This window comes from Cyanobium sp. Cruz-8D1 (assembly GCF_024345975.1).
Taxonomy (GTDB): Bacteria; Cyanobacteriota; Cyanobacteriia; order PCC-6307; family Cyanobiaceae; genus Cyanobium.
On sequence record NZ_JAGQCD010000006.1, the window covers coordinates 30051 to 42062 of the forward strand.

The 12012-nt window shown below is 68.5% G+C and carries 10 protein-coding genes; 1 reads left to right on the plus strand and 9 read right to left on the minus strand.

Translation table 11 applies throughout. The features are described 5' to 3' along the window. The first annotated feature begins 20 nt into the window (after positions 1–20). A complete protein-coding gene (locus tag KBZ33_RS05490; protein WP_254951332.1) occupies positions 21–1586 on the plus strand; it encodes a glycoside hydrolase family 57 protein in 1566 nt (521 codons plus the stop codon). Positions 1587–1592: 6 nt separating this feature from the next. Here KBZ33_RS05490 and KBZ33_RS05495 read toward each other — a convergent pair whose 3' ends face one another. The 9 genes from KBZ33_RS05495 to KBZ33_RS05535 form a co-directional block, all read right to left on the minus strand. Continuing rightward, positions 1593–2342: an amino acid ABC transporter ATP-binding protein gene (locus KBZ33_RS05495; RefSeq protein ID WP_315859143.1), complete on the minus strand. Its 750-nt coding sequence runs from the start codon at positions 2340–2342 to the stop codon at positions 1593–1595. A gap of 41 nt (positions 2343–2383) precedes the next feature. Further along, positions 2384–3595 (minus strand): amino acid ABC transporter permease, encoded by a 1212-nt coding sequence (locus KBZ33_RS05500; protein WP_254951331.1) that lies wholly within the window; start codon positions 3593–3595, stop codon positions 2384–2386. 1 nt (position 3596) lies between these two features. Next, a complete protein-coding gene (locus tag KBZ33_RS05505) occupies positions 3597–4634 on the minus strand; it encodes an ABC transporter permease subunit (RefSeq protein ID WP_254951329.1) in 1038 nt (345 codons plus the stop codon). Continuing rightward, entirely contained in the window at positions 4634–5695 is a 1062-nt protein-coding gene (locus tag KBZ33_RS05510; RefSeq protein WP_255011582.1) for an amino acid ABC transporter substrate-binding protein, read from the minus strand. The genes KBZ33_RS05505 and KBZ33_RS05510 overlap by 1 nt, the downstream gene beginning before the upstream one ends. Positions 5696–5763: 68 nt before the next feature. Next, the gene (locus KBZ33_RS05515) at positions 5764–6813 is read right to left on the minus strand and encodes an amino acid ABC transporter substrate-binding protein (protein ID WP_254951325.1); all 1050 of its coding nucleotides are present in this window, start codon (positions 6811–6813) and stop codon (positions 5764–5766) included. Further along, entirely contained in the window at positions 6810–7211 is a 402-nt protein-coding gene (locus tag KBZ33_RS05520) for a fasciclin domain-containing protein (RefSeq protein ID WP_254951323.1), read from the minus strand. The genes KBZ33_RS05515 and KBZ33_RS05520 overlap by 4 nt, the downstream gene beginning before the upstream one ends. Before the next feature lie 9 nt (positions 7212–7220). Then, positions 7221–8531, minus strand: a complete 1311-nt coding sequence (locus KBZ33_RS05525; protein ID WP_254951322.1) for a CO2 hydration protein — start codon at positions 8529–8531, stop codon at positions 7221–7223. Beyond that, a complete protein-coding gene (locus KBZ33_RS05530) occupies positions 8528–10084 on the minus strand; it encodes a NuoM family protein (RefSeq protein ID WP_254951321.1) in 1557 nt (518 codons plus the stop codon). The genes KBZ33_RS05525 and KBZ33_RS05530 overlap by 4 nt, the downstream gene beginning before the upstream one ends. Continuing rightward, positions 10084–12000 carry an NAD(P)H-quinone oxidoreductase subunit F gene (locus tag KBZ33_RS05535; RefSeq protein WP_254951320.1) on the minus strand — a complete coding sequence of 639 codons (1917 nt, stop codon included), beginning with the start codon at positions 11998–12000 and terminating at the stop codon, positions 10084–10086. Before KBZ33_RS05535 ends, KBZ33_RS05530 begins: the two co-directional genes overlap by 1 nt. Between the last annotated feature and the right edge of the window lie 12 nt (positions 12001–12012).

Here is a 12012-nt window from a genome sequence, read left to right on the forward strand (position 1 = left end):
GGCTCCACAGAGGTTTCCCCATGGCCGCAGGCGATCTGGCCCTGGTGTTGCATGCCCATCTCCCCTACGTGCGATCGGGAGAACCCGGCTCGCTGGAGGAGGACTGGTACTTCCAGGCGCTGCAGGAATGCTATTTGCCGCTCCTGGCCGTGCTGGAGCGGGCCGCCGCCGATCCAGAGCAGCGGCCGAAACTCACCCTCGGCCTCTCCCCCACCCTGCTGTCGCTGTTGAGCGACAGGGCCCTGAACGGCCGTTTCCCAGCCTGGCTGGCCCTGCGCCGCACCCTCCTCGACCAGGCGGATCCGGACCTGGCGCTGCCGGCCCGCCAGCTCCAGGTGACGCTCGCGGCCATCGAGGCCCAGTGGCGGGAGCTGGGGTGGAGCCTGCTGCCCGGGTTCCGGCGCCTGCAGGAGCAGGGCGTCCTGGATCTGATCACCTGCGGCGCCACCCACGGCTATCTGCCCCTGTTGCGGGAGTCGCCGGAGGCGGTGCGGGCCCAGCTGCTCACCGCCGTGCGGGAGCATCAACGGCTGCTCGGTGTGCGCCCGCTGGGCATCTGGCTGCCGGAGTGTGCCTATTACGAGGACCTCGATCGGCTGCTGGCGGAGTGCGGCCTGCGCTATTCCCTGCTCGACGGCCACGGCCTGCTCCATGGTCTGCCCCGTCCCCGCTACGGGGTCTATGCGCCGATCTGTTCCCCGGCGGGGGTGGCCTTCTTCGCCCGCGACAGCGAATCCACCCTGCCGGTCTGGAGTGCCAGCCAGGGGTATCCCGGCGACGGCGCCTACCGGGAGTTCCACCGCGACCTGGGCTGGGACCTGCCGGAAGCCGCCCTGGAGGCCCAGGACATCCACGACCGTCGCCCCCTCGGGCTCAAGCTGCACCGGGTGACGGCTCAGGGCTGTCCCCTGGAGTTGAAGCAGCCCTACGACCCGGAACAGGCAGCCCAGAAGGTGAAGCAGCACGCGACCGCCTTTCTACGGGGCCGCTCCGAGCAGATCGCCCGCCTGGCCGCCACGATCGAGCCGCCACCGCTGTTGGTGGCGCCCTTTGACGCCGAACTGTTCGGCCACTGGTGGTTCGAAGGGCCCCAGTTCCTGGCCGAACTGTTCCGCCAGGGCCCCGCGATGGACGTGGGCTTCACCCACCTGCGCGATGTGCTCAGCCAGAACCGGAACCTGCAGGTCTGCCGGCCGGCCCCCTCCAGCTGGGGCCAGGGGGGCTACCACGACTACTGGCTGAACGACACCAACGCCTGGGTCGTGGCCGAGTGGCAGCGCGCCTCCCGCGCCATGGTGCAACGGGTCAACCGGGGGGTGGGCAGCACCGACCAGCGCGCCCTGCTCACCCAGGCGGGGCGTGAACTGCTCCTGGCCCAGAGCTCCGACTGGAGCTTCATCCTGCGGGCAGGCACCACCACCGGCCTGGCCCGCGAGCGGATCCGCCGTCACCTCGACCGTTTCTGGCGCCTGATCGATGCCCTCGAGCACGGCACCGACCTGCCCCGGGAATGGCTGGTGGGGGTGCAGCGGGAGGACGGGTTGTTCCCGCAGCTGAATGCAGCTGACTGGGCGACGCGGGCGTAGGACGACTCAGAGGATCTGATCCAGAAAGCGCCGGGTGCGCTGATGGCTGGGGTTGGTGAAGAACAGCTCGGGTTCAGCCTCCTCCACGACTTCGCCGTCGGCCATCAGCACCACCCGATGGGCCACATGGCGGGCGAACTTCACCTCGTGGGTCACTACCACCATGGTGATGTCCTCGGCGGCGAGGTTCTGCATCACCTCCAGCACTTCCCGCACCATCTCCGGGTCAAGGGAGCTGGTGGGTTCATCGAACAGCAGGATGCGGGGCTCCATGCAGAGGGCCCGGGCGATCGCCACCCGCTGCTGCTGGCCGCCCGAGAGCTGGCCGGGATACTTGCCCGCCTGTTCGGCGATGCCCACCCGCTCCAGCAGGGCCCAGGCCTGCTGCTCCACTTCGGCCTTCGGGCGCTTGCGGACGAGCACCGGCGCCAGGGTGAGGTTGTCGAGCACCGAGAGGTGCGGAAACAGGTTGAACTGCTGGAACACCATCCCCACCTCCCTTCGGACGGCGTCGATGTTGCGCAGGTCGTTGGAGAGCACGATGCCGTCGACGGTGATGCTGCCCTTCTGGAAATCCTCCAGGGCATTGAAGGTGCGGATGAAGGTGCTCTTGCCCGAACCCGAGGGGCCCATGATCACCACCACCTCGCCGCGCCGCACCGTCAGGCTGGCGCCGCGCAACGCCTGGAATCCGTTGGGGTACCACTTCTCGACGGCCCGCGCCTCGATCATCAGTTCGCTGCTGGGTTGGCTCATGGGGCGGGAAGCGTCAACGGAGCGGGGAAGGGGGAAACAAATCAGGTAGCGCTGGGCACCGCGTGGGGATCGAGGCGCCGCTCCAGGGCCCGGCTGCCCAGTCCGAGGGCGGCACAGCAGCCCCAGAACAGCACCGCCAGGGTGAGGTACACCTCGCCGTTCCGCCCCAGGAAAGCCGGGTTGGCCATCACGGTGCGGGCCGTGCCGAGCAGTTCGAGCAATCCGATCAGCGACAGCAGGGTGGTGTCCTGCAGCAGCGAGATGAACTGGCCCACGATCGCCGGCAGGGCCACCCGCAGGGCCTGGGGCAGCACCACATGCTGAAGGGCCTTCGGATACGACAGCCCCAGGGAGCGGGCGGCTTCCAGCTGGCCCCGGGGCACGGCCGCCAGGCCGGAGCGCACCGCCTCCGCCAGGTAGGCGGCGGCGAAGAAGGTGAGCACCCAGGCCGCCCGCCAGACCCGCTCGGGCGCCAGGCCACCGGGCAGCAGGAAACCGAGGATGTTCTGGCCGAGGAACAGCAGGGTGATCAGGGGGGCGCCGCGGATGAACTCGATGTAGAGCACCGAACCCCAGCGCAGCAGCGGCAGGTCGCTGCGGCGCCCCAGCGCCAGCAGTACCCCGATCGGGAAGCACAGCAGGATCGCGAAGCTGGAGGCCAGCAGGGTGAGCATCAGGCCGCCCCATTCCGACGGGGAGACCGTCACCAGGCCCAGGCCGCCACTGATCAGCACCATGCCCACCAGGTAGAGCACCGGCCACACCAGGGCCGCCAGCCGTTGGCCTGCGGGCGACAGCCTGGCCCCGTAGCGACCGGCCAGCCAGCGGCAGAAGACGAGCAGCACGGTGAGCCCCCACCAGCGGCCGGCGATGGCGAGGTTCAGATCCAGGGCCCAGGGCAAAGCCAGGGCGATCAGGCTGAGCAGCCCCACGGCCAGGCGGTCGTTGCGGGGCCAGAGCACGCCAGTGCGGTCGGGGCGGGGGTGGGCCCTGATCAGGCCCCAGGTGGCACCGCTGGCTGCGACCAGCAGGGCGGTGAGCAGCCAGAGGCGCCACTGTTGCTCCACCGGGTAGCGGCCCACCGCGAACAGGGTGCTGTTCACCTTCACCACGGCCCACTGGGCCTGGGTGAGGACCCAACGCAGACATCCGATGGCGGCCAGGCTGATCAGGCTGATCAACACCAGGCTCAGCGCGGCGTCGGCGCGGGTGGCGAACAGTTCGGCGCGAAGGCGCCGCAAAAGGGGGTTCATCTCAGCGCTCCCGGATCTGCACAAGGCGGTTCAAACCGTTCATCAGAGCGGAGATCAAGAGGTCGAGGGTGAGGTAGGCCGCCAGCAGCACGAGGATCACCTCCACCGCCCGTCCGGTCTGGTTGAGCGTGGTCTCGGCCACGGAATAGAGGTCGGTGTAGCCCACGGCCACGGCCAGGGAGGAGTTCTTGGCCAGGGAGATGTACTGGGTGTTCAGACCCGGCACGATCACCCGCAGCGACTGCGGCAGCACGATGCGGCGCAGGGTGGCGAACCAGCTCAGCCCCAGGGAAGAGGCCGCCTCCCACTGCCCCTTGGGAACGGCGGCGATGCCGCCCCGCACCACCTCGGCGATGAAGGCCCCCGAATAAACGATCAGGCCGGTGAGCAGGGCGCCGAATTCGACGCTCAGACGCACCGGTGCCTGCCAGACCCCGTTCACCAGGGTGGGGCCCATCCAGCGCAGGCCCTCGCCGAACCCGGCGATGTACAGGCCCGATTTGGCCAGCACCACGCCCGGGAGCTGGATGGCCGCCAGGCCGTTGGGCAGGGTGAGGAACACCACGAAATACCAGAAGACCAGCTGCAGCAGCAGCGGGATGTTGCGCACCACCTCCACGTAGACCCGGGCCAGGCGCCGCAGCAGGCCGTTGTGGCTGAAGGAGGCCATCCCCACCAGGGTGCCCAGCAGGGTGGCCCCCACCAGACCCACCAGCACCGCCCGGATCGTGTTGACCAGACCGGCGGCCAGGGCGCGCCAGTAGGGCAGCTGGGCATTGAAGGGAATCACCGATTCCGAGATGTCGAAGCCGGCGGGCTGCTGCAGCCAGCGCCAGCTCAGCAGCAGCCCGGCCGCCGTCAGGTTGCGGATCAGATTGCCCAGCAGGAAGGCGATCAGCAGCAGCACCAGCAGACCCACCACGGCCTGCACCACCCAGGGAACGACGCGGCGGTCGCGCCACCAGGGTGGCTTTGGGGCAGGCAGTTTCGCGGCAGACAGTGGCGATGGGGTCGGGTCGGCGGGGGGGACCGGCGCCATCAACGGAAGGGCGGGGAGTAGATCAGCCCGCCATCCTTCCACTGGCGGTTGAGGCCCCGGTCGAGCTTGAGAGCGGAGGCGGGGCCCACATTGCGATCAAAGATCTCGCCGTAGTTGCCCGCCGCCTTCACCGCCTTGACCACGAAGTCGGGCGGCAGGCCCAGCTGCTTGCCGAAGTCACCTTCAACGCCGAGGAACCGTCTCAGGTCGGCGAGGTTCTTGTTGGCCTTCGCCTCGGCCAGCTTGGCGTCGACGTTCGCCTGGGTGATGCCGCTCTCCTCGGCCTGCATCAGGCCGTAGACGATCCAGCGCACGGCATCGGCCCAGGCGGGATCGCCGTTGGTGGTGGCGGGGGTGAGGGGCTCCTTGCTCATCACCACCGGCAGCAGGGTGTGGGCATCGGGGTTGGGGAAGCTGGTGCGCTTGCCGGCCAGCTGGGAGCGGTCGCTGGTGACGGCGACGCAGCGGTCGCCGAGGTAGGCGGCGAAGGTCTGGTCGCTGGTCTGGAACTTCAGCGGCGTGTAGGGGATGTTCTGCTCCCGCATCCGGTCGGCCAGGTTGAGCTCGGTGGTGGTGCCGCTCTCGACGCAGATCGGCTTGCCGGCGAGGCCCTTGAGGTCCTTGATGCCGCTGGCCACGGGCACCAGCACGCCCTGACCGTCATAGAAGGTGGTGGGGGCGAAGCTGAGGCCGTTGCCGCCGGCCGCATCGCGGCTCAGGGTCATGGTGGTATTGCGCGACAGCAGATCCACCTCGCCGCTGGCCAGGGCGGCGAAGCGTTCACTGGAGTTCAGATCGCGGTACTCCACCTTTTCGGGATCCCCCAGCACCGCGGCGGCCACCGCCTTGCAGACGTCCACATCAAGGCCCAGGTACTTGCCGTCGGGGCCCACGAAGCTGAAGCCGGGCAGCTTGCCTTCCACGCCGCAGATCAGCTTGCCCCGCCCCGTGATTGTGGAGAGCTTCTGGCTCTGCACACCGCCATCCTCTCCAGCGCAACCGGCCAGCAGGCCGGCCGCCAACAGGGACACCCCAAGGGAGCGGGTCCGGTTCCAGAACATGCGGGCATCTTGAGGTGGCCGCATTGTTGCAGGTGCGGGCCGGCGCAGGTAGGCCGCCCGGAACCTCCTCAGCGGAAGGGCGGGGCGATGTGCAGGCCGCCGCGGCTCCAGAGCCGGTTAAGGCCCCGCTCGAGGCCCAGGGGCGTGGCTGGGCCCAAGTGGCGCTCGAACAACTCGCCGTAGTTGCCCACCGCCTTCACCACCTGCAGTGTGAAGTCGGCGGGCAGGCCCAGCTGGCGACCGAAATCCCCCTCGATCCCCAGGAAGCGGCGTTGCTCCGCCTGGCTGGTGTCCTTCTTGGCGGCGGCCCGCCGGGCCTCCACGTTGGCCTGGGTGAAGCCGCTCTCCTCCGCCTGGAGCAGGGTGTGGCTGACCCAGCGCACCGCATCGGCCCAGGCCGGATCCGCCTGCACCGTCACCTTGGCGCTGGGCTCCTTGCTGAGCAGCTCGGGGAGCAGCCCATGGGCGGCAGGATCCTTGAAGCCGCTGCGCTTGGCCGCCAGCAGGGAGCTGTCGCTGGTGATGGCGGCGCAGCGCCCCTGCTCGTAGGCCGGATAGGCCTGCTCGCCCGACTGGAAGCGCAGCGGCTGGTAGGCGACCCCCAGTTCCCGCATGCGATCGGCCAGGTTGAGCTCGGTGTTGGTGCCGCTCTCGACGCAGATCGGCTTGCCGGCCAGCTGCCGCAGGCGGCGGATGCCGCTGGCCTTGGGCACCATCACCCCCTGGCCGTCATAGAAGAAAACAGGCCCGAAGCTGAGGGCATTGCCGCCTGGGGCGTCGCGGCTGAGGGTGTGGGTGGAGCTGATCGAGAGCAGGTCCACCTCGCCACTGCTGAGGGCCACGAAGCGCTCGCCTGCCGTCACCGGCCGGAACTCCACCTTGGTGGGGTCCCCGAGCACCGCGGCAGCCACCGCCCGGCAGAAGTCGGCGTCGATGCCCACGAAGGCGCCGCCGGGGCCCACCGTGCTGAATCCAGGAACGGCCCCATCCACGGCGCAGACCAGCCTTCCCCGGTCGCGGATCTTGGCCATGGTGGGGCTGCCGGGGTCCCCGTTGCCGGCGGCGCAGCCCACCAGGGCACCGACCAGCGCCAGCCCCAGCAGGCCCGCTCTACTCATCCCGGCAGGATCACCCGGTCGATCACATGCACGATGCCGTTGTCGCAGACGATGTCGGCGGAAACAACGGTGGCGTTCTTGACCTCAAAGGGTTCCGCCCGGCGGATCGCCACCGGTGCCCCCTCCAGGCTCTCCCACTCCGGCTGCTCAATCAGTTGCTCCCGCCGGTAGGCCCCGGAGAGCACATGGAATTTGAGGATCCGGGCCAGCTGGGGCACGTTGTCCACCAGGGTCTGGACCGTGCCGGGGGGAAGGGCCGCGAAGGCGTCATCGACCGGGGCGAAGACGGTGAAGGGGCCGGGGCTTTCCAGGGCACCCGTGAGCCCGGCCACCTCGACGGCGGTGAGCAGGGTGCCGAAGACGCCGGCGCCCTTGGCGGTCTCGATGATGTTGGCCATGGGGATCTCCTAGCGGTAGTCCTGGGTCTGGATCTGGCTCAGGCGCGCCTCAGGCCGCAGAAAGCGGTCCATCTGGGCCTCAAAGAAACGCCTGTTGGCCATCAGGTGCTCGGGATCGGTGTCATCGAGCGGATAGAGCAGGGCGTCGCGCAGGGCCTGGATCACCGCCGAGGTGACGTTGTACATGGAGCGCTGGAAGGTGATGCCCAGCTGGATCAACTGATCCTCCTCACCCCGCTTGTGGGTCTTGTACAGATCCACGAGATAGGGGGGCAGGAAATGCAGCATGTCCTGCATCAGCAGGGTGGGAGGGATGCCGGCCGAGCCCACGGGGAACACGTCGGCATAAAGGATGCCGTAGTGGAAATCGGCCTGATCGGAGGGCACCTGATAGGCCTGGGCGTTGTAGCTCTTGGTGCCCCGGAAGGGTGCCGTGCGGTAGAACACCGCCTCCACGTAGGGCAAAGCCGCTTCGTAAAGCCAGGTGAAGCCTTCGCTCTTGGGGATGATCTCGAAACACTCACCCTTGATATACACGTGGTGATAGATGGGCCGGCCAGCCACCGCGAAGATGCCGTTGACCAGGAAATCCATGGCGGCGGGCACTCCGGAGAAACCTCCCTCGTCGTAGATGTCGCTCATCTCGAAGAACACCGGCGCCATCACCTCCCAGAAGAGGCCGAGGTTGGCGTAGTAGCTCATCTTCTTCACCTGCTCCATGAACATCTCAGGGAACAGGCGATAGAGGCCGAGCATCAGAGGATTGCCGCGGAAGTAGGCCTTGATGGCGCGATCGGCGTTGGCCCGGTAAGCGTCACTGTCGAGATAGTCGTAGAAGCGGCCGCCCATGTCCTGATGCCAGAGCATGGCTTCCATGCACGCCTCGGCGAACTCCATGTTGATCCGGTCGTGCCAGAGGTGATGGAGCAGCTTCGGCATCTTGCCGGCCTCCCCATTGGCCATGAACTCCAGCAGTTCGGGGTGGGCCTTCTCGCCACCACGCCAGATCCGCAGCTTCGACTGATCGCCGGCGTAGGAATTGGGGAGATCGAGGTACTCCTGACTGATGAAGTACTTGAACGCCGGCAGGGGATCGAGAAACACCTGCTCGGCGATGTAGAGCAGGTCGCGCCAGTAGAAGTCCATCGGCACGGCATAGGCCTTGTAGATGCCGATGATCTGCATCAGGTTCTCCGGCGTGTCCGGCAGCATCGAGCCGCCGGCCTCCAGCCGGTGGATCACATCGGCATAGCGATGGGTGGAGGGCGGGATCAGGGGAGCGGTGACGGGCTCGGGGGCCGTGGCGGTGGGGGGCGTCATGACGTGCGCAGCTCCGAGGCTGAAGGGAGGGTGACGGCGATGAGGGGGGAGGCGGCGGCGGCGAGGCTGAGGGGCTGGGCGGCGGACCGGCTGAGGAACGGCTGGGTGCGCAGGGCCAGACCAGTGGATTCGGTCTCACTCCAGCCCGTGAGGGCCGTAGGCCAGAGGCCCGCCGCGATCACCAGCACGGCCAGGGCCATGGCCGGCGCCCGCTCGCTCCAGCAGGTGGAGGTCCATTCGGCACGCTCGTTGTCGAGGCGGCCGAAGCCCACCCTGTTGAACAGGCGGACGGCGTAGACGGCAGTGAAGCCCGAGGCGATCAGGCTGACCAGGGTGATGCGGGGGAAGATGGTCCAGCTGCCCTCGAACACCAGCAGCTCGGCCGGGAAGCCCGCCAGGCCGGGGATACCGGCGGCCGCCATCATGGCCAGCAGCAGCATGCCCATGGTGAAGGGCAGTCCGCGCAGCGGATTCATCAGGCCGGAGAGCTCGGGGATGGCGGTGGTGCCGGTCTTGCGCTCGATCAGCCCCACGCAGGCGAACAGCAGGGCCACGATGATGCCGTGGGCGAGCATCTGGGCCACCGCCCCCTGCAGGCTGAGGGGGGTGGCGGCCGACAGCCCAAGCACCAGCAGGCCCATGTGGCCGAGGGAGCTGAAGGCCATCAGGCGGCGGATGTCGTTCTGGGCGATGGCGTTGAGCGCCCCGTACACCGCGCTGATGGAGCCGGCGGCGGCGATCCAGGGCGACCAGGCGGCCCAGGTCTCCGGGAGGAAGCCCACGCCGAAGCGCAGCAGGCCGTAGGCGCCCAGCTTGGAGACGGAGCCCGCCAGCAGCATCACCACCGGGGTGGGGGTCTGGCCGTAGGTGAAGGGCTGCCAGCCGTGCAGGGGAAAGACGGGAAGCTTCAGGCCGAAGGAGAGCAGCAGCAGGGCCAGGATCCAGCGTTGGGCCGTGGGGGAGAACTGGGCCTGGCGAAGATCCTCGAAAGCGAAGAGCGGACCGGCGGGATTGAACCAGGCGAAGGCCAGCACCGCCGCCAGCAGGACCAGGCCGGAGACGGCGCTGTAGAGCAGAAAACGCACCGCGGCACCGGCCCGCTTCTCGCCCCCCCAGACCGCCACCAGCAGGGTGATCGGGATCAGCACCAGCTCGAAGGCCAGAACGAACAGCAGGGCGTTGCGGGCCAGCAAACCCCCGACGACACCCAGGTTGGTGGCCAGCATCAGGGAGAAGAACAGCCGCGGCCGGGACTGGTCAGCCGCTGCCGAGAGGATCGAAAGAGAGGTGATCAGCGCGGTGAGCAGCACCAGCGGCAGCGAGAGGCCATCCAGACCGAGATCGAGCCTGAGCCCGAGTTTCGGCAGCCAGGAGAGCTGCAGGTCGGCGGGGGGGGTCTGCCAACAGAGCAGGCCCACCAGCAGCTGCAGGGCGCCGAACAGGGCCGCGATGCCGCGGACCCGAACGGAAGCAACGGTTGCCGGCAGCAGGGGCAGCAGCAGGGTGCCGGCCAGGGGTGCGGCCAGGAGAAGCAGGAGCGTGGACGATCCCATCAGCGGAACGGGCGAACGAGTTCGGACGGAACGGAAGGGGCGGAGGCCAGCAGCCAGGCGGCCATCAGCAGCACCCCGAGAACGAGGGTGAGGGCATAGGCCTGGGTGCGGCCGGAGGTGGTGAAGCTGAGGCGGCGTGCACCCTCGAGGGCGGCACTGCCGGAGGCACCACTGAAGCCCTCGATCAGCCGGTCATCCGACCAGGCGCTGAGCCTGGCCAGGGCCACCACCAGCCACACCACGGTGCGGTGGTAGAAGCGCTCGGTCTGCATGTCGTGGGCCAGCCAGTCCTGCAGGCCGCCGAGGGCGGCCGGCAGATGGGCCAGGGGGTGGGGCCGCAGGTAAAACACCGCCGAGAGGCCGCCGCCCACGAGGGTGGAGATCAGCAGGGGCACCGCCAGCGGCCCCCAGCCCGGAAGCGGGGACAGGGCGAAGACGCCGTTGATCACCAGCAGCTGCGGCAGGTGCAGCACCAGGCCCATGAGCACGAAGGTGGGCAGGGCCATCAGCCACAGCACCTCCGCGGAGCGGGTGGTGAACACCGACGGACGCCCGCCCCAGATCAGACCGAACACCCGGATCAGGCCGGCGCTGATCAGGGCATTGGTGAACAGCACCAGGCAACCGAGCAGCACCGGATGGGAGCTCTCGGCCGTGAGCTCCATGAGCTCGCGCAGGGCGGCGAAGCCACCGAACGGCGGCAAGGCCATCAGGCCGGCGGCGCCTGTGAGGAAGGCCAGGCCCATCAGCGGACGCTTGCTCCACAGGCCCCCGAGCTGGGTGAGGTCCTGGGTGACGTTGGTGATCACGATGGCGCCGATCACCATCAACATCAGCGCCATCGGCAGCGGATACACCAGCATCAGGTGATCGGCCACGCTGATGCCGCCCAGACCCACCGCCACGAACAGCAGGCCGAGCCAGCTGCTCACCAGGAAGGAGAGGGCGCGCTTCACATCGATCTGGGCGAGGGCGATCAGGGAGGCCACCAGGGCCGTGGTTCCGCCCACGATCACGAGCACGGTCTGCACCAGGGGGCTGAGTTCGATCAGGGGCTCGAGCCGCAGCAGCACCCAGGCGCCGCCCACCACCACCACCGAGTTACGAAGCACGGTGGAGGGCAAAGGGCTCTCCATGGCCTCATCGAGCCACAGGTGCAGGGGGATCTGGGCGCACTTGCCCATCGGCCCGGCGATCAAGGCCAGCAGGATCAACGGCAGAACCTGGGGAAGGGGGTTGCCGTTGTTGACCTGATCGGCGGCCCAGGCCTGCAGCCCATGGAAGTTCCAGGTGCCGGTGATCGGCAGCAGGGCGATCAGGCCCGCCAGCAGGATCAGGTCGCCGATCCGCTTGGTGAGGAACGCATCGCGTGCGCCCTTGACCACCAGGGGCTGGTTGTACCAGGTGCCGACGATCAGGTAGGTCCCCAGGGTGAGCAGCTCGAGGATCACGTAGCTGAAGAACAGCGAGTCCGTGAGCACCAGGGCGCACAGACCGGCCTCGAAGAAGCTCAGGGACCCGAAGAAACGGGGCCAGCCCCAGTCCATCTCCAGATAGCCGATCGCGTAGATCTGCACCAACACATGCAGGCCGGTGATCACCGTCATCGCGATCAGGGCCGGCTCGGTGATCAGGCCGTCGAAGCCCACCTTGAGCCCGGCGGTCTCCAGCCAGGTCCAGCCGAAGGTGAGGGGCTTGTAGAGAGCGGCCGCACCGGCGGCGGAATTGGAATGCAGCGCCATCAGGGCGGCGGTGCTGTGGACGAAGGACACGCTCACCAGGGTGAGGTTGAGATAGCCGCAGGGGCGGGGGCCCGTGCGTGAGATCAGCCCCGGAGACCACAGCAGCGACAGCAGGGACGCCACCAGGGGGTAGAGCGGAACCAGCCAGGCCGTCTGGGCGAAGAGCAGGGTCATGGCGGGAGAACG

Coding starts and splice junctions, on each gene's coding strand:
- KBZ33_RS05490 (WP_254951332.1), top strand. CDS start 21: ATGGCCGCAGGCGATCTGGCCCTGGTGTTGCATGCCCATCTCCCCTAC.
- KBZ33_RS05495 (WP_315859143.1), bottom strand. CDS start 2,342: ATGAGCCAACCCAGCAGCGAACTGATGATCGAGGCGCGGGCCGTCGAG.
- KBZ33_RS05500 (WP_254951331.1), bottom strand. CDS start 3,595: ATGAACCCCCTTTTGCGGCGCCTTCGCGCCGAACTGTTCGCCACCCGC.
- KBZ33_RS05505 (WP_254951329.1), bottom strand. CDS start 4,634: ATGGCGCCGGTCCCCCCCGCCGACCCGACCCCATCGCCACTGTCTGCC.
- KBZ33_RS05510 (WP_255011582.1), bottom strand. CDS start 5,695: ATGTTCTGGAACCGGACCCGCTCCCTTGGGGTGTCCCTGTTGGCGGCC.
- KBZ33_RS05515 (WP_254951325.1), bottom strand. CDS start 6,813: ATGAGTAGAGCGGGCCTGCTGGGGCTGGCGCTGGTCGGTGCCCTGGTG.
- KBZ33_RS05520 (WP_254951323.1), bottom strand. CDS start 7,211: ATGGCCAACATCATCGAGACCGCCAAGGGCGCCGGCGTCTTCGGCACC.
- KBZ33_RS05525 (WP_254951322.1), bottom strand. CDS start 8,531: ATGACGCCCCCCACCGCCACGGCCCCCGAGCCCGTCACCGCTCCCCTG.
- KBZ33_RS05530 (WP_254951321.1), bottom strand. CDS start 10,084: ATGGGATCGTCCACGCTCCTGCTTCTCCTGGCCGCACCCCTGGCCGGC.
- KBZ33_RS05535 (WP_254951320.1), bottom strand. CDS start 12,000: ATGACCCTGCTCTTCGCCCAGACGGCCTGGCTGGTTCCGCTCTACCCC.